This is a genomic window from Candidatus Polarisedimenticolia bacterium (assembly GCA_035764505.1).
In the GTDB taxonomy this organism is placed as follows: domain Bacteria; phylum Acidobacteriota; class Polarisedimenticolia; order Gp22-AA2; family AA152; genus AA152.
Genome location: DASTZC010000173.1, coordinates 1 through 19,772, shown reverse-complemented (window position 1 = coordinate 19,772; position 19,772 = coordinate 1). Strand labels below are relative to the sequence as shown.

Here is a 19,772-nt window from a genome sequence, read left to right as displayed (position 1 = left end):
AAGGCCGAGGCGTATGGCCGCTACCTGCGCGAATCCGATTTCGGAGTGCAGGACTACCGCGGGACTCCCGGCAACCGCGGCGCCTGGCTGCTGCGCCGTGACGAGGAGGATCGGGTCCGCTTCATGCTCGTCTCCTTCTGGGAGTCGCGCGAGGCGATCCAGGCGTATGCCGGGCCGGACATCGAGGCGGCGCGCTACTTTCCCTACGATCGCGAGTGCCTGATCGATCCCGAGCCCAAGGTGGCGCACTACGAGGTGCTGGCGGCCGATCCACTCGGGACCGCGGAGGTCTCATGATCGGATGTGTCCTGGTGCTGCTTTTCCTTGCGGCCGCTCCGCCGGGCGAGAGCCCGACGGTGGATCTTTCCGGCCGGTGGATCCCGGATCCGGCCGCTTACGAAAGCCGCAAGGAGCTCAAGAATCCCGATCCCGCGGCGCCGCCGCCCGCCGTCACTCCGGAGCCTGGGCGCCTGATCATCTCGGGCAAGGGGGAGTTCCTGGTGTTCGAGCTGCTGGACAAGGAGGGAACGCCGATTTCCACCACGAAGGTGTCGACCGGCGGAGAAACGACCATGAACCCGCGCGCCGGCGGCGATCTGGCGCACGCTTCCAAGAGCCGGTGGGAGGGAAGGGCCCTGATCACCCAGTGGCGTCTGACGCGCGGGGACGCGGAGGTGATGCGTGGCACCGATCGCTGGGAGCTCTCGCAAGATCGCTCCACCCTCACCCTGATCGGCACGACCGAAGATACGAAATCGCGCAGCCGGTCGAAAACCGTCTACCGTCGAGAGCGCTGAGCGCGGAAACCCCGCGCTTCGCGGAGCAGGATTCATGCTGGAGGTGCCGTAGTGCCGCCGACGCCGACCCACGGGAAGATCTGCTACGTCGAGATCCCATCCACGGATGTCCAGCGATCCGCCGATTTCTACGCCCGGGTCTTTGGCTGGAGCATCCGCAAGCGGGGGGACGGAGCGACCGCGTTCGACGACGCCACCGGCCAGGTCAGCGGCGCCTGGGTGCGCGGCCGTCCGGCCTCGGGAAATCCCGGACTGCTGATCTACATCATGGTCGACAGCGTGGAGGCGACGGTCGCGGCGATTGCCGCTCAGGGAGGGGAAATCGTCCAGCCGATCGGCGCCGACGCGCCCGAGGTCACGGCGAGGTTCCGCGATCCGGGCGGCAATGTCCTGGGGCTGTACCAGGAGCCGAAGCCCGGATCCTGATGAGCTCGGGTTTTTCCGCTCGTGCCAGGGTGAGGACCGTGATCAAGCTGGAACCGACGACGCTGGAAGGCCACGGAGTCCTGCTGGAGCCTCTCTCCCCGGATCACGCGCAGGCGCTGCGCGAGGCGGTGGGGGACGGCAGGCTGTGGGAGCTGTGGTATACCGCGGTGCCGGAGCCGGACAAGGTCGGGGAATATATCGCCGCGGCGCTGCGGGGCCTGGGGGAGGGTCACATGCTCCCCTGGGCGGTGCGCGAGCTGAAAAGCGGCGCGATCGCCGGCAGCACCCGGTACCATGATGCCGTCGCCGCCATCGATCGCGTCGAGATCGGCTATACCTGGTATGCCGCGACCTGGCAGCGCACCCACGTCAACACCGCCTGCAAGCTCCTCCTCCTGCAGCACGCCTTCGAGTCGCTGGGTTGCCGCGTGGTCGGATTTCGCACCGACAACTTCAATTTCGCCTCGCAGCGCGCCATCGCGGCCCTGGGGGCGAAGAAGGATGGAGTGATCCGCCATCACTACGCGCGGCGTGACGGCACGGTGCGGGACTCGGTCATGTACAGCATCCTGGCCGCGGAATGGCCGGACGTGAAGCGCCATCTCCTCCTGCGTCTGGACCGCCACGCCGGCGGCCGGGAAGGGCGATCGTCATGAAGGATGAGGCCGGACGATGAGCGTTGAGCAGAATGGAGGGAAGTCGCTTCCCGTTGCCTGCACTCTGACGCCGGAGGAGATGCGCGAGGGGCGCGGCGGATTGCTTCCCGGACTCCTGGCGCTATCCGATGAGGTCACACGAATCGCCGGCGGGTTGCGATGGAGGTTTCCCCCCTCGCCCGACCGGGCGAAGCAGATTGCCGCGGTGATCGACGCCGAGCACCGCTGCTGCAGGTTCCTGAAATTCACTATGGTGATCGAGCCCGGGGACTCTCCGGTCTGGCTCGAGGCCACCGGGCCCGAAGGGACGCGCGAGTTCCTGGAATCGATATCGGAGGAGAAGCCGTGACGAAGAGCCCGATCGACCGGCCGGATCCCATCCGGACCTTCCGCGAGCTGCACGCGAGCGGCTGCTTCGTGATCCCGAATCCCTGGGATCTCGGGAGCGCGCGATTGTTGGTCCAGCTCGGCTTCAAGGCGCTCGCGACCACCAGCGCCGGCTTCGCCTGGAGCCTGGGCCGGGCCGACAACCATGCCGGACTCGAGGCGGTCCTGGATCACCTGCGCGCTCTCGCGGCGGGCGTGAGCGTCCCGATCAACGCCGATTTCGAAGGGGGCTTCGCGGTCGAGCCGATCCATGTAGGGGCGAATGTGGCCCGTGCGGTACGGACCGGCATCGCCGGCTTGTCGATCGAGGATTCCACCGGCGACGCCGGAGAGCCGCTCTACCCTCTGACCCGGGCGGTGGAGCGGATTGTCGCCGCTCGTGAGGCAATCGACAAGAGCGGCACCGGGGTCTTCCTTACCGGACGCTCGGAAGGGTTTATCGTGGGACGGCCCGACCTGGACGAGACCATAGGCCGCCTGACGGCCTACGCCAAGGCGGGCGCCGACTGCCTGTATGCTCCCGGGATCCGCACGCCCGAGGAGATACGCGCCGTCGTCGCGGCGGTGGCCCCGAAGCCGGTGAACGTTCTGGCCAATGCCGAATATGCGAGTGTCGCCAGCCTCGCGGCCCTCGGCGTCCGCCGGATCAGCGTCGGCGGAGCGCTGGCCCGCGCCGCCTGGACCGGCTTCCTCGAAGCGGCCCGCGAGATTGCCAAGCAGGGCACCTTCACCCGGCTGGGAAAAACCGTCGGGGGCGCCGAGATCAACCACAGCTTCCCCGAGGATTGAAGGCAGCCGTTTCTCTTCTCCAAAGCCGTGCAATTCACACTGGATGGAGGCATTCGGATGGGCAAGCCGGAGCGCCGTCGGGTGGCCGCGTGCGTGATACCGCTCCTGTTCGGCCTCATGACCGCGGCGCGCGCCTCGGAGCGCGTGCGGGCCGTCGACTTCCTCGCCCTGTTCGGCGCCGGCACGCTATTCGGAATCGGGGTGTCGGGATTGATCCGGCTATGGAGGTCCAGGGCTACGGCGAACCGCGCCGGCTTTTGAGGCCTTAAAGGGACTCGAGGCGCATGCGGAGAAAGCGCCTCTCCGGCGCCGTTCCCGCCAGCTCCAGGGCCCGGACGTAGGCAGCTCTGGCCTCCGCGCATCGACCCAGACGCCGCAGCAGCTCGGCCCGGGTGGAGTGGAAGTAGAGATAGCCGTCGAGCAGCCCCGAGCGTCCCAGCACCTCGACGAGCTGCAGTCCTTCTTCCGGTCCACGCGCCATGGCCACGGCCGCGGCATGGTTCAGCGCCACCACCGGCGTCCGCTGGTGCCGGAGAAGCTCTTCGTACAGCCTGACGATCTGCTCCCAGTCGGTCAGCTCGGGACGCGCCGCCTCGGCGTGCAGTGCGGCGATGGCCGCCTGGATCTGATAGGGGCCGGCCCGGCGCCTCGCCAGGGCCGCCTCCAGGAGCTTGCTTCCTTCCTCGATCTTGCCGCGGTCCCAGGCAGAGCGATCCTGATCCTCCAATAGAACCAGATCGCCGGCGGCCGAGGTCCGCGAGTCGCGCCGCGAGTCCTGCAGCAGCATCAGGGCGAGCAGACCGTATGCTTCCGGCTCTTCGGGCATCAGGGCCGCCAGGATCCTCGCCAGCCGGATCGCCTCGGCGCACAGCTCCTGGCGTGTCAGCCCCTCTCCCGAAGTGGCGGAGTAGCCTTCGTTGAAGATCAGGTACAAAACGGCGAGAACCGCCGGAAGCCGATCGGGAAGCGCGGCCTGATCGGGGACGACGTAGGGAATCTTTGCGTCGCGAATCTTGGCCTTGGCGCGCACCAGCCGCTGGGCCGCGGTCGCCTCGGGGAGCAGGAAGGCCCGGGCGATCTCGCCGGTTGCGAGACCTCCGAGGGTGCGCAGCGTCAGGACCACCTGCGCGTCACGATGCAGCGCCGGATGGCAGCAGGTGAAGATCAGCCGGAGCCGATCGTCGCCCAGCGGCTCGCCTGGCGATTCGAGCATGGCGATGATCTCCTCCTCGGAGCGGGAGATTGCCGCGCGCCCGCGCGGATCCGCCACCTTCCGGTCAGGAGAATCCTCCTCGCCCGGCCGCTCCCGAATCGCCTCGCCGCGCACCTTCCTGCGGCGCAGGAGATCGATGGCGCGATGCCGGGCGGCGGTGGTGATCCAGGCGGGAGGGTTGCCGGGGATCCCCTCCTGCGGCCAGCGCAAGAGCGCGGTCTGCAGGGCGTCCTGCAGCGCGTCCTCGGCCAGATCGAAATCGCCGGTGACGCGGATCAGGCCGGCCAGGATCCGGCCCGCCTCCTCGCGGAAGATCCGCTCGACGACCTGGCGGGGATGAATCACGCGGAGATCCAGGGAAGAAAAAAACGCCCCGCGGACCAGACGGCCGCGGGGCGCCGGATGCTACTTGCGGGCCAGGTCCATGGCGGCGACCATGACCTGCTTGCCGTCCTTGTATTCCAGCCACTCCGCCTGGATGTGGTTGGCGTCCTTGAACACCAGCGTGGCGTGGTGCATGTGCTCGTCGTTCTCCGATTTCATGTTGGTGCCGCCGTCGCAGTTGAAGACGAGCTTGGCGGGATCGGTCTGCTTCTCCGCCTTCATGCGCGGCTGGTTGCCAGCGACGCAGTAGTGGGTCAGCACCAGGTCGTCGCCGTCGAGATGATACAGCGTGATCATCTCGTGCGGCGTCCCGGCGAAGAGCACCTCCTCGACGGCGCTGCCGCCCGCGGTGACGCGGTAGGTCGAGACCACTTTGCCGGTCGGCTTGCCGTCTTTGCCGATCTCGACCCAGTCTCCCGCCAGCTTCTTGATCGGGTCCAGCTTGCTGGGCTCGGCCGTCTTGCCTGCCACCGCCGCCTTGGCGGCCTCCTCCGGCGATTTCCCCTGGGCCGGCTGCCCGGCGGCCAGCACGGCGGAAGCCGCGACAGCCAGCACGAGACCGGTCGGAAACAGTCCTTTCATGGCGTCCCTCCTCCTCGAAAAGGTTGATGGTTTATCCGCGGCGGTGCTATTCGCCGTCTTCCCAGACCGGCCGGACCTCGACGCTGCCCAGTCGGGCCGAGGGGATCTTGGCCGCCCACTTGATCGCCTCGTCCAGGTTCTTGACGTCGACGAGGTAGTACCCGCCAAGCTGCTCCTTGGTCTCTGCGAAGGGGCCGTCGGTGGTGAGTGTCTTGCCGTCCCGGACCCGGACCGTGGTGGCGGTGGCCGTCGGCCGCAGCCGGGCGGCGTCCTTGAAGGAGCCCGACTTGATCAGCTCCTCGGTAAAAGTGTTGTAATCGGTCATCAGCTTGCCGATTTCACCCTGCGACATCGTCCCGAACTTCGCCTCTTCGTCGTGGATCAGCAGCAGGTAGCGCATTCGATCACCTCCAGGGGGGTTGGCAGTCCGGGCGTCATGCCCGCTCCACGGGTACGACGCACGAGTCAGCGGATTTCGACAGGATCGACAGAGATTCTCTCATTTTTGCGAAGGGAAAAGGGAAGCGATCGGCTCTTCTGGAGGGGCGCGAAGCCGTGGGGACTACCCTGCGACCGCAGGGCCGGCGCCTGGCACGGGGAATGCTCCACTTCAAAGCCCGGAGGGCGAGACTTGCGTCTGAAGGACGGCAGTCTTGTTCGGAGTCGGCAAGACAGGCACGTAAATGCGATCTCGGCTTCGAACCATGCATCCGGGAGCGGGCAGATGCGCGCAAAAATTTCGGCGGGACGGGGATTGCCAGCCTTTTCTTTCCAACGCTTCCTCTCTGGATTTCTCCTCTGCCTCGTCTGGAGCTCTTTACCGGCCGCCGGCAGAGCCGGGGAGCAGGTCTCCGGATCGGAACGGCGCGCGCCCGGCTCCGTTGAAAAGGCAGGAGCCGAAACGGCCGCGGCTGGCGCCTGGGAATTCCAGGATCTGCAAGGCGGCCGGCACACGCTGACGGAGTTCCGGGGACGGGTCGTGCTCCTAGAATTCTGGGCGTCCTGGTGCATCCCCTGCCGAAAAGGATTTCCCTTTCTCGATGCCGTCCAGGCCAAGAACGCCGCCGCCGACCTCCAGGTCGTGGCGGTGACGCTGGAAACCGAAGACGACGCGGTTGCGGAATTCGTCGCGGGCTTTCCCGGAGTCCGGTTCCTGGTCGGGCGTGACCCGTCGGGGAAGGGGGGCGAAATGTTTGGCGTGGAGGCCATGCCTTCCGCCTTTCTCCTGGATCGCGATGGGAAGCTGCTCGGGCGAGTCGAAGGAGGAACCGAAGCGGCCCACCGGCAGATCGAGGCGGCCGTTGATGCCGCTTTGCGGAACGCTCCGAACGCCGGTCTGGCCATGGCGGCCTCGGGGCAAGACCCGGTGCCACGCAAGGGGACGGTGAAGGCCTGGGAGCGCGGGTATCTGGCCGATCCGATCATGAGCCTGGACGGCGACGTCCTGAAACGCTCCCTCAAGGAGCACATCTTCGCCAGCAAGGAGGGAGCGGCCGGGGACGGCGGCGTGGCGGGAGGCGGCTGTGGCTGCAATTAAGCCCGCGGCAGGAAAGGCGGGCCTCCTCGCAGGGGTGTCGGTCCTGGCGGGAACGATCGCCAGGGCCGATTCCAGCATCGATTTCAAATGCCTTTATTACGGCGAGAGCAACGACCGCACCCAGGTGATCGACCCCGGCCTCTATTACAAGCACTCCTGGGACAAAGCCGGCAGCCTCGGATTGCTCCTGGCCTACGATTCGATCTCGGGAGCGTCGCCCACCGGCGAGATTCCCACGCTCGACGCCACCGCCTCCGCTTCCTCCGCCGGCACCATCCCGAAAGCGGAGTACACCGACACGCGCAAGGCGCTCGGAGCGAGCTACGACTGGCGCTGGGGATCGCATCTGCCGTCGGTCAGCCTCAGCTATTCGAAGGAGTCCGACTACCTCTCGCGCGGCATCTCGCTCGTCGACTCCTGGGAGCTGTTCAACAAGCGCTCGACGCTGCATTTCGGATGGGGACGCACCTGGGACGACATCGATCCCGTCAACATGAACGAGAGCTTCAAGAAGGACTCCGATTCCTGGTCCCTCGGGTGGACCCAGGTCCTCGGCTCCCGCGATCTCCTGGACCTCTCCTTCAGCCTGACGCGACTGAGCGGCTACCTGACGGACCCATACAAGCTGGTGACCGTCGGCACGACCAGCCTGCCGGAGGTCCGCCCCGATACCCGCGATCGCAAGGCGGCGATCCTCAAGCTCGGCCACTATTTCGAAAGCCGCGGGGCGCTGAGAATGACCTACCGCTACTACTGGGACGACTGGAAGATCGACGCCCACACGCTCGGCCTGGAATTCGACCAGCGGATCGGCAAGAAGCTCATCCTGTCCCCACAGCTGCGCCTCTACCGGCAGGGCGCCGCCTCATTCTTCGCCTACGAGTTCGCCGCGCCGCAGCCGGCGATGTCGAGCGATTACCGCCTGAGCTCCTTCTGGAGCTGGCTGGTGGGACTCGGTTTCTCCACCGACATCGGCCGAGGGGCCTCCTTCAACCTGGGCTTCACCTACCAGGAGCAGCTCGGATTGGACCGGGTCGAGCCCCGGCCCGCTGCCGTCGTGCCGCTCACCGCCAGGTCGGCGGCCCTCCTCTTCGAAGAGGGGGACGGCGAAGGAGAGGGGTCGCCAGGGAGCGTCTCTCCGGCGGATCTGAAGGTGGTCACGGCGACGCTCGGCTTCTCCTTCAAGTTCTGACGAGCAGACCATGGAAGCAGAACCCCTCTCCTGCGTGGCCGATGGCCAGGGCGGAAGCGCGCAACGCTCCGGCCGCACTCTCTACAACAAACGCTTCCGGGTCATGGGCGGGTGGGGACTGGTCCGCTTCGTGGCGGATTGCTCCATCGCCGAGGCCGAGACGATCGCCCGGCGGTCCATCGACGAAGCGGAGCGGATCGAGCGCAAGTATTCCCGCTTTCTCCCCGGCAGTGTCGTCTCCCGCATCAACCGCGACGCCGGCCGCACCCCCGTGGCGGTCGATCAGGAGACCGTAGGTCTCGTAGAGGAATCGCTCGACCTCGCGGAGCGCACGGAGGGAGCTTTCTCGCCCGCGGTCGGCGCGCTGCGCCGGGTCTGGAACTTCCGCGCCGGAAAGGTGCCGGCCTCCGAAGAGGTGGCGTCGCTGGTGCCGCTCCTCGACTGGCGCCTCGTAACGCTGCGCCACGGCACCGTCTTCCTGCGCCGGGAAGGAATGGAGATGGATCTCGGAGGTGTCGGGAAGGAATACGCGGCCGACCGGGTCGCCGCGCGGCTCGAGGACCTCGGAGTCGAATCGGCCGTCGTGAACCTGGCGGGAGATCTGCGCACCGTGGGGTCGCGGGGAGACGGGCGGCCCTGGAAGATTGGCGTCCAGGACCCGCGCCACCAGGATCGGTGCCGCTTTGCGATGCGCGCGATGGGGGGGCGGGTGTCGCCTCCTCCGGAGACTACGAGCGTTTCTTCATGGCCGGTGGCGTGCGCTACCATCACCTCTTCGACGCCAGGACGGGATGGCCCGCCCGGGGCGTTGCTTCCGTCACGACGATCGCCCCCACCGCTTTCGAGGCAGGGCTCGCGTCGACCGCGGCCTTTCTCCTGGGCGAGCGGCGGGGCATCCAGTTTCTGGAGCATGCGCCCGGAATCGAAGGCGTCCTCATCACCGAGGAGGGGAGCCTGCTCGCCACCTCCGGGATGGATCGCCACGCCGACCTCCCCGGCTCGATGTTCGCCTCCTACCCGATGCTGTGAGCACGAGCCGCCCTGGCGGGCGGCGGTCAGCGGGCCGGGTCGGGACCGGGGATGCCCACCGCGGAGGGGGTCGCGGGGGCGGGATCGTAGGCGAGGTTGGGGGCGAGCCAGCGCTCCGCCTCCTCCAGGGGCATCCTCTTGCGGGCGGCGTAGACGGCCACCTGGTCGCGGCCGATCTTGCCGACGGAGAAGTAGCGCGACTCGGGGTGGGCGAAGTACCAGCCGCAAACCGAGGCGGCCGGATCCATGGCGAAGCTCTCGGTGAGGCGGATCCCGGCGGCGGTCTCGGCGTCGAGCAGCTTCCACAGAGTCCGCTTCTCCGAATGATCGGGGCAGGCGGGATATCCGGGCGCCGGGCGGATGCCGCGGTAGGATTCCCGGATCAGATCCTCCCTGGAGAGGCTCTCCTCTCTCCCATAGCCCCACTCGCGGCGCGCCTGCTCGTGCAGCTTCTCGGCGAAGGCTTCGGCCAGCCGGTCGGTCAGGGCGCGGGCGAGGATGGCGTTGTAGTCGTCGTGCTCCTGCTCGAAGCGCCGGACCAGCTCCGTCAGGCCGATCCCGGCGGTCACGGCGAAGGCCCCAAGGTAATCCGGACGCCGCGTCTCGAGCGGCGCGATGAAATCGGCCAGACAGAGGCGCGGCCGCCCGTCGGCTCCGGGAAGCTGCTGGCGGAGCATGCAGGCGCGCGCCGCCTCCTGCCGCCTGGCCTCGTCCGTAAAGATCACGATGTCGTCGCCGTCGGCGTTGGCGGGGAAGAAGCCGTAGACGCCGCGCGCCAGGACGTGGCGTTCGTGCACCAGGCGCTCGAGGAGCTCCTGTCCGGAGCGGAACAGATCGCGCGCCGCCTCCCCCTGTGCCGGATGATCGAGGATCGCCGGGTAGGTCCCCTTCAGCTCCCAGACGTGGAAGAAGGGGGTCCAGTCGATGTAATCGACGAGATCCGCGAGAGGGACGTCCTTGAGGACACGGGTCCCGGTGAAGGCGGGGCGATCGATCGCCTGGCTCCAGTCGGGGGAAAGCCGCCGGCGCCGCGCCTCCTCGTAAGGGAGGATCTCCTTCGCCGCCGCCGATTCGTAGCGCTCCCGATCGGTTTGCTGCTCGGCGCGCACGCGCGTCAGGAAGCTCTTGCCGCGCTCGGATCCGATGAGCTGTCCCACCACGTCCACCGCCTTGGAGGCGTCGAGAACGTGCACCGTCGGCCCCGCGTAGGCGGGGGCGATCTTGATCGACGTGTGCTTGCGGCTGGTGGTCGCCCCGCCGATCAGCAGCGGCAGGCCCATCTTGCGGCGCTGCATCTCGGAGGCGACGTGGACCATCTCGTCCAGCGACGGCGTGATCAGGCCGCTCAGTCCGATCAGGTCCGCCTTCTTCTCCTCGGCGGTGCGCAGGATCACCTCGGCCGGGACCATGACCCCCAGATCGATGATCTCGTAGCTGTTGCAGGCGAGCACCACGCCGACGATGTTCTTGCCGATGTCGTGCACGTCCCCCTTCACGGTGGCCATCACGATGCGGGCCCGGGCTCCCTGCTCCGCCGAGGCACCCTTCGCCGCCTCCATGAGCGGCTCCAGGATCGCCACCGCCTTCTTCATGACGCGCGCGCTCTTCACCACCTGCGGCAGGAACATCTTCCCCGCGCCGAAGAGATCCCCGACCACGTTCATCCCCGACATCAGGGGGCCCTCGATGATGGCCAGAGGCGTGGGATAGTGGGCGAGCGCCTCGGCGACGTCAGCGTCGATGTGCTCCGTGATCCCCTGGATCAGGGCGTGCTCCAGGCGCTTCTCAAGCGGCAGCTTCCTCCAGGCCTCGTCCCTCTCGCGCACTTTGCCGCCGCTTTCGAGGGTGCGGGCGAATTCCACCAGCCGCTCGGTGGCGTCGGGACGCCGGTTGAGCAGGACGTCCTCCACGTGCTCCTTCAGGTCGGGAGGGATCTCGTCGTAGACCTCGAGCTGTCCGGCGTTGACGATCCCCATGTCCATGCCGGCGCGGATGGCGTGATACAGGAAGGCGGCGTGCATGGCGTCGCGCACCTTGTCGTTGCCGCGGAACGAGAAGGAAAGATTGCTGACGCCGCCGCTGATCTTGGCGCGCGGGAAGCGCCGGCGCAGCTCCCGGGCGGCTTCGAGGTAGGTGAGCGCATAGTCGTTGTGCTCCTCCATGCCGGTGGCGATCGCCAGGATGTTGGGGTCGAGGATGACATCCGACGGATCGAAGCCGACCTCCTCGGTCAGAATCCGGTAGGCACGCGACAGGATGGCGACGCGGCGGTCGGTCGCCACCGCCTGCCCTTCCTCGTCGAAGGCCATCACCACGACGGCGGCGCCGTAGCGCCGGATCAGGCGCGCCTGCTTCTTGAAGGCCTCCTCCCCCTCCTTGAGGCTGATGGAGTTGACCACCCCTTTTCCCTGCAGGCACTTCAGCCCTGCTTCGATGACCGAGAACTTGGAGCTGTCGACCATGATCGGCAGCCGTGCAATCTCCGGCTCGGAGCCGATGAGATGCAGGAACTCGCTCATCGCCTTCTCCGAGTCGATGAGCCCCTCGTCCATGTTGACGTCGAGAAGGTTGGCGCCCCCTTCCACCTGCTGGCGGGCCACCTCCAGCGCCTCCTCCATCTTGTTGTCCTTGATCAGGCGGGCGAAGCGGCGCGAGCCGGTGAGGTTGGTGCGCTCCCCGACCAGGATGAAATTCGAGTCGGGGCGGATGGTGAGGGGATCCAGCCCGCTCAGGCGGGTGAAGGCCTCGGGGACCGAGCGCGGGTGCGGCGGCAGCCCCTCCATCGCTCCGGCGATGGCGCGGATGTGCTCGGGCGTGGTGCCGCAGCATCCGCCGACAATGTTCATCCACCCCGCTTCGGCGAAGCCGCGCAGGATGCCGGCCATCTGCTCCGGCGACTGGTCGTAGCCGCCCAGCTCGTTGGGGAGACCGGCGTTGGGGTAGCAATGGATCCAGAGCGGCGACAACCGGGCCAGCTCCTCCACGTGCGGGCGCAGCTCGGCCGCGCCGAGAGCGCAATTCAGCCCGACGCCGAAGAGATCGGCGTGCGCGATTGAGATCCAGGCGGCCTCGAGCGTCTGGCCCGAAAGGGTCCGCCCGCTGGCGTCGGTGATGGTCAGCGAGGCGAGGACCGGCACCTTGCGTCCCCCCTCGTCGAAGGCGCGCTGAATGGCGAACAACGCCGCCTTCAGGTTGAGGGTGTCGAAGGTCGTTTCCGGCAGGAGCAGATCCACGCCTCCCGCCAGGAGCCCGCGCGCCTGCTCGAAATAGGCCCGCTCGAGATCGTCGAAGCTCACCGCGCGGAAGCCGGGACGGTTGACGTCGGGGGAGAGCGACGCGGTGCGATTGGTCGGTCCCATCGACCCGGCGACGAAGCGCGGCCGCCGGGGATCCTTGGCCGTGAACGCGTCGGCGCTGCGGCGGGCGATCTCCGCGGCTGCCTTGTTGATGTCGAAAACCTGGCTCTCCAGCCCGTAGTCGGCGAGCGAGATGGCGGTGGCGTTGAAGGTGTTGGTCTCGAGGATGTCCGCCCCTGCCTCCAGGTAACGATGGTGAATGGCCTCGATGATTCTCGGCTGGGTCAGGCAGAGGAGATCGTTGCAACCTTTCAGGTCCCTGGGATGGTCCTTGAAAGCCTGTCCGCGGAAGCCCGCCTCGTCCAGGCGCTCCGCCTGGATCATGGTCCCCATGGCGCCGTCGAGAATCAGAATCCTCTGACGCAAAAGGGCTTCGAGCTGCTCGCGTTTCGACAAGGGCACTCCCGGATGATCATCGCCCGGCGGTAGCCCCATAGAATAGCCTGTAAGCGCGCTCCGGCGCACCCTGCCCCGCAGTTTTCGGTCCGCGGCACCGCCGCCCCGGTCTTTTGCGGTACACTGAGCCTCCCTTTTCGCTGCGCAGAATTCCCAGGCGCCCGATCGAGTGAAAAGCCATGAGCCTGACCCCAGGATCCCGTCTCGGACCCTACGAGATCGTCGCGCCTCTGGGCGCCGGCGGGATGGGCGAGGTCTACCGCGCCAAGGACACCCGGCTGGATCGTGAAGTCGCCGTCAAGGTCCTTCCGGAAGGCTTCGCGGCCAACGACCAGTTCCGGGCCCGCTTCGAGCGCGAAGCAAAGAGCATCTCCTCGCTGAACCATCCCAACATCTGCACGCTTCACGACATCGGCCAGCAGGACGGGTTGATGTTCCTGGTGATGGAGCGGATCGAAGGGGAGTCGCTGGCCGATCGGCTCGCCAAGGGGCCGCTGCCCCTGGAGCAGGTGCTGCGCACCGGCGCCGAGATCGCCTCGGGCCTGGACGCCGCCCATCGCCGCGGCATCGTCCACCGGGACCTCAAGCCGGGCAACGTGATGCTGACCCGCACCGGGGCCAAGATCCTCGATTTCGGCCTGGCCAAGACGGGGAACGAAGCGCCCCCCCCGGTGGACGGCCTGACCAGCCTTCCAACGGAGCAGCGACCGCTCACGCAGGAAGGGACGATCCTGGGGACCTTCCAGTACATGTCGCCGGAGCAGCTCGAGGGGGAGGAGGTCGACGCCCGCAGCGACCTGTTCGCCCTTGGCGCCGTGCTCTACGAGATGGCGACCGGCAAGCGGGCCTTCGTGGGGAAGAACAAGACCAGCCTGATCGCGGCCATCGTCTCCAGCCAGCCGCCTCCCATCTCGTCGGTCCAGCCGGTGGCGCCGCCGGCGCTGGACCACGTCGTCCGCAAATGTCTCGAAAAGGACCCCGAGGACCGCTGGCAGTCGGCGCACGACGTGGCGTCGCAGCTGCGCTGGATTTCCGAAGCCGGATCGCTATCCGGCGTCCCCGCGCCGCAGGTGTCGAAGCGAAAGAATCGGGAGAGGTTGGCCTGGGCGATTGCCGGAGCCGCGGCGGCATCTGCCCTGGCGGTCCTGGCACTGCACCTGCTCGAGCCGAAGCAGGAGATCCGCCCGCTGGTGGCCGCGATCGCGCCGCCCGAGAAGCTCGCCTTCGATCTGTCCTGGAAAGATGCGGGGACGCTGACCCTATCGCCTGATGGCAGGCTCCTCACCTTCATGGCGAAAGGAGAAGACGGAAAGCGCGCTCTCTACGTGCGGTCCCTCGAGACGGGAGAGGCCCGAGCCATTCCCGGGACCGACGATGCCCTCTATCCTTTCTGGTCCCCCGACAGCCGCTTCCTGGCCTTCTTCGCCGGCGGCAAGCTGATGAAGGCCGACGTCCAGGGTGGCCCGCCGCTGGCGCTGTGCGAGGTGGGAACGAACCCTCGGCGCGGCTCCTGGAGCCGGGATGACGTGATCGTCTTCTCGCGCAACTCTCTTGGCGGGCTCTTCCGGATTCCGGCTTCGGGCGGGGAGGCGACCCCCCTGACCCAGCTGGACAAGGCCAAGGCCGAGACCACGCACCGCTGGCCCTGCTTCCTGCCGGACGGCCGCCACTTCCTTTACATGGCGGCGACCCATGCCGCCGGCATCGAAAACCCGGCGAACGCCGTCTATCTGGCCGACCTGGGGTCGGGACAAGCGAAGCTCCTGTTCCACGCGCGCACAAACGTCGAATATGCCGCCGGTCACCTCCTCTACGTCCGGGATCACATTCTCCTGGCGCAGCCCTTCGACGAGCGCAAGCTCGAGCTCTCGGGGAATCCGGTGCCCGTGGCGGAGAGGATCCAGTACGACCCCGATTTCTATCATGCCGGGTTCGCCGTGTCGTCGCATGGCGAGCTGGTGTATCTCTCCAGCGAGGGGGACAAAGGAGTGGTCGCCGAATGGGTGGATCGCCAGGGAAAGAGCCAGGGTCCGGTGCGCGGCTTTCCCCCGAAGGGCAACATCGGGCTGGGAACGTCGCTCTCGCCCGACGGCAACACCCTGGCCGTCTCGCTGAGCGACCCCGCGACGGGACGCACCGACATCTGGATGGTAGACCTCAAGCGCGGCGCTTCCACCCGGCTGACGTTCGGCGGCGGGGACGAGAACGGTCCCTGCTGGTCTCCCGACGGCAAGAGGATTCTCTATGGACGCCTGGACGGATCCTTCCTGAACCTTTTCAGCCGGGCGGTCGACGGGCAGGGCGGCGAGCAAGAGGTGTTCAAGTCGGAGAGCCACAAGATGCCCTGGGACTGGTCGAGGGACGGCCGCTTCGTCGCGGTGAACGTCGTCGATCCTACGACGAAGCCGCAGAACGACATCTGGATCCTGAGGATGGACGGCAGCGGCAAGATGGAGCCGTATCTGGCCACGCCGTTCGCCGAGGTATCGCCGAAGTTCTCCCCCGACGGGCGCTGGATCGCCTACTGGGGCAACGAGACGGGGACCGACGCCCTGTACATCGCGTCCTTTCCCAAGCCGGTGACCAAGTACCAGATCGCCAGCAGCTTCGGGGGCCCCCCGCGGGTCGCGTGGGAATCCGGCGGACGGGAGATCTTCTACGTCGCCGGTGACGGGACGATGAGCGCCGTGGAGGTTACGCCGCGCGGAGAAGGGCTGGACCTCGGCGCTCCCCGAAGTCTCTTCAAGGTCTCCGCGCTCTCGTTCTGGGTCCCGGATCACGAAGGGAAGCGCTTCATCCTGGGGCATAACTCCTCGGGCGAGACCTCCTCCATCACCCTGATCACCGACTGGACCAGGAGGCTGCGACGGTGAGGGTGGCCCCGCAAGCCCATCGAATACAGGCCTGGGCCCCGCGATGAGCCTCGAGCCGCGCACGCTGCTCTCCCATTACCGACTCGTCGAGAAGATTGGCGAAGGAGGGATGGGAGTTGTCTGGAAGGCGACCGACACGAGTCTGGATCGATCGGTCGCCATCAAGATTCTTCCCGAGATCTTCTCCGAGGACCCGGAGCGACTGGCGCGCTTCGAGCGCGAGGCGAAGCTCCTCGCCTCGCTCAACCACCCCAACATCGCCACGATCCACGGCCTGCACCACGAGCAGGGAATCCACTTCCTGGCGATGGAGCTGGTGGAGGGAGAGGATCTCGCGGCGCGCCTGAAGCGCGGTGCCGTGCCGCCCGAAGATGCCTTCGAGATCTCTTTGCAGGTCGCCGCGGCGCTGGAGGCGGCGCATGAAGCGGGCGTGATTCATCGCGACCTGAAGCCGGCGAACATCCAGATCACTCCCGAAGGAAAGGTGAAGGTCCTCGATTTCGGCCTGGCGAAAGCACTCGCGGGGGAGGACCCGGTGTCGGGGGCCCAGTCGCTGTCGCCCACGATCACCTCGCTGGGGACGCGCGCCGGAATGATCCTGGGAACCGCGGGCTACATGAGCCCCGAGCAGGCCCGCGGAAGGGCGGTGGACCGGCGCGCCGACATCTGGGCCTTCGGCTGCGTCCTGTACGAGATGCTCACGGGCGAATCGGCCTTTGTCGGCGAGACCGTCTCCGACACGCTCGCCTCGATCCTGAAATCGGAGCCCGACTGGACGAAACTCGAGAAGCGTGCGCCTGCGTCCGCGCTCCGCCTGATCCGCTCCTGCCTGCAGAAAGACCCACGCCGGCGGCTGCAGGCGATTGGCGATGCGCGCATCGGCCTCGAGGAGATCCAGGCCGGGAAGCACGAGCCGTCATCCACCCAGCCGATCTCCGCGGACGCGCCGCACCCTCATCCACTGGTCCGGGCTCTGCCGTGGGCCGTCGCCGCCGCGGCCGTCGCGGCCGCGCTGTGGGCGCTGACCCGCCCACCAGCACCCTCGGCACCCCAGCTAGCCTCCAGCCGCCTCAACATCGATCTCTCCACTCCCAACCGGCTCCTCACCGAGCTGGGCTCGGCCATCGTCCTGTCTCCGGACGGCAGGCAGATCGCCTATGTCGCCGACACCGACAACGGCCGCCAGCTCTTCCTCCGGCGCCTGGATCAGCTCACCAGCAGCCCGCTGGCGGGGACCAACGAGGCCTACGGCCCCTTCTTCTCGCCGGACGGCACCTGGATCGGCTATTTCGCAGGGAGCAAGCTGCAGAAGGTGCAGGTCTCGGGGGGCATTCCGATGAACCTCGCCGACGTCTCCTCCAGCGGCCAGGCGCGCGGCGGAACCTGGGGCCGGGGCGTGATCGTCTTCGCCCATCACTTCGAGGCGGGGCTGTCGCGCATCTCGGAGTCGGGAGGCAAGGCCGAGCCTCTCACCACCCCCGATCCGGCCCGCAAAGAGCGATCGCATCGCTGGCCGTCGTTCCTGCCCGATGGCCGGCATGTCCTGTTCGCGGTGCAGGGAGGAGGAAAGCGCTACGACGACGGTGAGATCGACGTCGTCTCGGTCGACACGGGAGAGCGCAAGAAGATCTATGAAGGAGGGGCCTATCCCCGCTACGCCGCCAGCGGTCACCTGCTGTTCGTCAAGAACGAGACGCTGTTCGCCGTCCCCTTCGACGCCGATCGGCTGGAGGTCACCGGCTCCCCGCGGGCGGTGATCGACTACCTCGCCTCCTCCGCCGGCGACCAGGAGGCGGCCGACGGCAGCGCCCAGTACGACGTCGCACCGAGTGGGACGCTCGTCTACCGCAGCACGGCGCTTGGCCAGAACGCCCTGCGCAGCTCCTTGTCGATGATGTGGGTCGACCTCAAGGGAGCCGCCACGCCGGTCACGCCCGAGAAGCGTGCCTACTACACTCCCGCGGTCTCCCCCGACGGCAGGCGCATCGCCGTCTCGATCGAGGGGGCGACGGGATTGGACCTCTGGGTCTACGAAATCGCGCGGGGCGCGTTTTCGCGCCTGACCTTCAAGGGAACCAATTCCTATCCCCTGTGGAGCCCCGATGGAAAGAAGATTGCCTTCAGCTCTCTGACCGGAGGGTCAGTCCCCAACATCGTCATCAAGCGATCCGACGGCGTCGGGGAGGCGGAGAAGCTGCATGAGTCCGCGAACGCCCAGGTCCCCTCCTCATGGAGTCCCGACGGCAAGACACTGGCTTACCTGGAGCGCTTCCCGGAGACGCGCTGGGACATCATGACGATAAATCCCGGAAACGGGTCGCCGCCCGCGCCGTTCCTGCAGTCCAAGGACATCGAGGCCTTTCCCGCCTTCTCGCCGGACGGACGGTGGCTGGCCTACGCGTCGGACGAGACGGGGCAATTCGAAATCTACGTCACCGCCTATCCCGGTCCGGGTGGCAAGTGGCAGGTCTCCACCGACGGCGGACAGTTCCCGCGCTGGACTTCGTCCGGCGAGCTGTTCTACCTCAAGGGAGAGCGGTTCTTCGAGGTGCGATATTCGGCGACGGGCGAATCGTTCCAGGCCGAGAAGCCGCGCGAGCTGTTCCGGTACGCCCTGGGACAGCAGCAATTCGCCCCCAACTACGATGCCGCGCCCGACGGCAAGCGCTTCCTGATCTTCTCGTCCGAGGGAGAGGAGGCGCGCATGGCGCTGACGCACGCGGTCCTGGCTTTCGACTGGCTCTCCGACCTGAAGAAGGATTTCAGCGGAGAGCAGGAGCGAAAGCCATGACCAGCATTCCACGCGAAATCGGGGAAGCGCGCGCATGCCCCTGAAGAGCGGTCAGCAGGTCTCGCACTACCGCCTCCTGGAGAAGATCGGCGAAGGGGGCATGGGCGTGGTCTGGAAGGCCACCGACACGACGCTCGATCGGTCGGTGGCAATCAAGATTCTCCCGGAAATCTTCTCCGAAGATCCCGAGCGGCTCGCCCGTTTCGAGCGCGAGGCGAAGATCCTCGCCTCGCTCAACCATCCCAACATCGCCACCATCCATGGACTGCACCACGCCGACGGAATGCATTTCCTGGCCATGGAGATGGTGGAGGGAGAGGACCTGGCCTCCCGCCTGCAGCGCGGGGCGCTCGGCGTGGACGAGGCGCTGGAGCTCGCGCTGCAGATTGCCGCGGCGCTGGAGGCGGCGCACGAGGCGGGAGTGATTCACCGCGACCTGAAGCCGGCCAACATCCAGGTGACCCGCGAGAACCAGGTCAAGGTCCTCGATTTCGGCCTGGCGAAGGCAATGACGGGAGAAAGCAAGGTCTCCGGCAGCCCGTCGCTCTCGCCGACGATCACCTCCCTGGGGACGCAGGCGGGCATGATCCTGGGAACGGCCAGCACCATGAGCCCGGAGCAGGCGCGCGGCAAGCCGGTGGACCGGCGCGCCGACATCTGGGCCTTCGGCTGCGTCCTCTACGAGATGCTGACCGGCCGGCAGGCCTTCGGCGGTGAGACCATCTCCGACACGCTCGCCGCCGTGCTGCGCGGCGAGCCGGACTGGACGGCGCTGCCTTCGGGAACCCCGCCGCGCCTGCGGCGCCTGCTACGTCGCTGCCTGGTCAAGGATCCGCGCAAGCGACTGCAGTCGATCGGCGATGCGCGACTCCTGCTGGAAGAGATCCGCGACGGCGTCGACAAGGAAACCCCGGTCGTGCCGACCGCGGCGGTCCGGCAGCCGCGCGGCGCGCTGGTTGCCTGGGTGGCGGCGGGAGTCTTGGCGGCGGCCCTGGCCGCGACCTGGCTGCTGCGTCCGGCCGCGGAGTCGGCCGCACAGGTACCCGGCCTGGTGCGCATCAGGATGGCCACGGCGAAGCCCGGGGTATCGGAGCTCATGTCCGATTTCGGGGCGAGCACGGTTCTGTCGCCGGACGGACGCACGCTGGTGTTCGCAGCCCAAGAGGAGCGCGACCGCTACCTCTACGTCCGCCGGCTCGATCGGCCCGAGGCGGTCCGGCTGTCGGGGACGGAAGGGGGCGCGTCTCCTTTCTTCTCTCCCGATGGCCGCTGGATCGGCTTTCTCGGGAAACAGCGGATCATGAAGGTCGGTGCCCAGGGAGGCGCGCCGGTGCGGATCGCGGAATTGAAGGCCGAGGGGGGGC

The 19,772-nt window shown here is 67.5% G+C and carries 18 protein-coding genes; 13 read left to right on the top strand and 5 right to left on the bottom strand.

Translation table 11 applies throughout. The features are described 5' to 3' along the window. From VFW45_11435 to VFW45_11405, 7 genes are all read left to right on the top strand, one after another. Nucleotides 1-297: antibiotic biosynthesis monooxygenase (locus VFW45_11435; protein HEU5181397.1), on the top strand; the 297-nt coding region annotated here is incomplete at its 5' end. Beyond that, nucleotides 294-797, top strand: coding sequence for a hypothetical protein (locus VFW45_11430; protein HEU5181396.1), 504 nt, complete (start codon nt 294-296; stop codon nt 795-797). The genes VFW45_11435 and VFW45_11430, both read left to right, overlap by 4 nt. A 51-nt stretch (nt 798-848) precedes the next feature. Then, the gene (locus VFW45_11425; GenBank protein ID HEU5181395.1) at nt 849-1,223 is read left to right on the top strand and encodes a VOC family protein; all 375 of its coding nucleotides are present in this window, start codon (nt 849-851) and stop codon (nt 1,221-1,223) included. Between the two features lie 38 nt (nt 1,224-1,261). Continuing rightward, nucleotides 1,262-1,879 carry a GNAT family protein gene (locus tag VFW45_11420; GenBank protein HEU5181394.1) on the top strand — a complete coding sequence of 206 codons (618 nt, stop codon included), beginning with the start codon at nt 1,262-1,264 and terminating at the stop codon, nt 1,877-1,879. 16 nt (nt 1,880-1,895) lie between these two features. Next, nucleotides 1,896-2,228, top strand: a complete 333-nt coding sequence (locus VFW45_11415; GenBank protein HEU5181393.1) for a hypothetical protein — start codon at nt 1,896-1,898, stop codon at nt 2,226-2,228. Further along, the gene (locus VFW45_11410; GenBank protein HEU5181392.1) at nt 2,225-3,055 is read left to right on the top strand and encodes an isocitrate lyase/phosphoenolpyruvate mutase family protein; all 831 of its coding nucleotides are present in this window, start codon (nt 2,225-2,227) and stop codon (nt 3,053-3,055) included. The genes VFW45_11415 and VFW45_11410 overlap by 4 nt, the downstream gene beginning before the upstream one ends. A gap of 57 nt (nt 3,056-3,112) precedes the next feature. Next, a complete protein-coding gene (locus VFW45_11405; protein HEU5181391.1) occupies nt 3,113-3,316 on the top strand; it encodes a hypothetical protein in 204 nt (67 codons plus the stop codon). 4 nt (nt 3,317-3,320) lie between these two features. On the opposite strand, the gene VFW45_11400 is transcribed toward VFW45_11405, so the two are convergent. Genes VFW45_11400 through VFW45_11390 form a run of 3 tightly spaced genes read right to left on the bottom strand, consistent with a single transcriptional unit; the run spans nt 3,321 to nt 5,634 of the window. After that, nucleotides 3,321-4,613 carry an RNA polymerase sigma factor gene (locus VFW45_11400; protein HEU5181390.1) on the bottom strand — a complete coding sequence of 431 codons (1,293 nt, stop codon included), beginning with the start codon at nt 4,611-4,613 and terminating at the stop codon, nt 3,321-3,323. 60 nt (nt 4,614-4,673) lie between these two features. After that, nucleotides 4,674-5,234: a hypothetical protein gene (locus tag VFW45_11395; GenBank protein HEU5181389.1), complete on the bottom strand. Its 561-nt coding sequence runs from the start codon at nt 5,232-5,234 to the stop codon at nt 4,674-4,676. A 46-nt stretch (nt 5,235-5,280) separates the two neighbouring features. Beyond that, on the bottom strand, nt 5,281-5,634 hold the full coding sequence (locus VFW45_11390) for a YciI family protein (protein ID HEU5181388.1): 354 nt from the start codon (nt 5,632-5,634) through the stop codon (nt 5,281-5,283). Nucleotides 5,635-5,670: 36 nt separating this feature from the next. On the opposite strand from VFW45_11390, the gene VFW45_11385 reads away from it, so the two are divergent. Both VFW45_11385 and VFW45_11380 read left to right on the top strand, forming a co-directional pair. Then, on the top strand, nt 5,671-6,771 hold the full coding sequence (locus tag VFW45_11385) for a DUF4266 domain-containing protein (GenBank protein HEU5181387.1): 1,101 nt from the start codon (nt 5,671-5,673) through the stop codon (nt 6,769-6,771). Next, nucleotides 6,758-7,963 carry a DUF3570 domain-containing protein gene (locus VFW45_11380; GenBank protein HEU5181386.1) on the top strand — a complete coding sequence of 402 codons (1,206 nt, stop codon included), beginning with the start codon at nt 6,758-6,760 and terminating at the stop codon, nt 7,961-7,963. Before VFW45_11385 ends, VFW45_11380 begins: the two co-directional genes overlap by 14 nt. On the opposite strand, the gene VFW45_11375 is transcribed toward VFW45_11380, so the two are convergent. Continuing rightward, entirely contained in the window at nt 7,953-8,630 is a 678-nt protein-coding gene (locus VFW45_11375) for a hypothetical protein (protein HEU5181385.1), read from the bottom strand. The genes VFW45_11380 and VFW45_11375 overlap by 11 nt on opposite strands. An 8-nt stretch (nt 8,631-8,638) precedes the next feature. Here VFW45_11375 and VFW45_11370 point away from each other — a divergent pair, with 8 nt between their 5' ends. After that, nucleotides 8,639-8,992: an FAD:protein FMN transferase gene (locus VFW45_11370; GenBank protein ID HEU5181384.1), complete on the top strand. Its 354-nt coding sequence runs from the start codon at nt 8,639-8,641 to the stop codon at nt 8,990-8,992. A gap of 26 nt (nt 8,993-9,018) precedes the next feature. Here VFW45_11370 and metH read toward each other — a convergent pair whose 3' ends face one another. Beyond that, nucleotides 9,019-12,783 carry a methionine synthase gene (gene metH, locus VFW45_11365; GenBank protein ID HEU5181383.1) on the bottom strand — a complete coding sequence of 1,255 codons (3,765 nt, stop codon included), beginning with the start codon at nt 12,781-12,783 and terminating at the stop codon, nt 9,019-9,021. 140 nt (nt 12,784-12,923) lie between these two features. Here metH and VFW45_11360 point away from each other — a divergent pair, with 140 nt between their 5' ends. The 3 genes from VFW45_11360 to VFW45_11350 all read left to right on the top strand — a co-directional run. Further along, on the top strand, nt 12,924-15,617 hold the full coding sequence (locus VFW45_11360; GenBank protein ID HEU5181382.1) for a protein kinase: 2,694 nt from the start codon (nt 12,924-12,926) through the stop codon (nt 15,615-15,617). A gap of 43 nt (nt 15,618-15,660) precedes the next feature. Continuing rightward, nucleotides 15,661-18,408, top strand: coding sequence for a protein kinase (locus VFW45_11355; GenBank protein ID HEU5181381.1), 2,748 nt, complete (start codon nt 15,661-15,663; stop codon nt 18,406-18,408). Nucleotides 18,409-18,442: 34 nt separating this feature from the next. Then, the coding region (locus VFW45_11350; GenBank protein ID HEU5181380.1) for a protein kinase at nt 18,443-19,772 on the top strand (1,330 nt) is incomplete at its 3' end.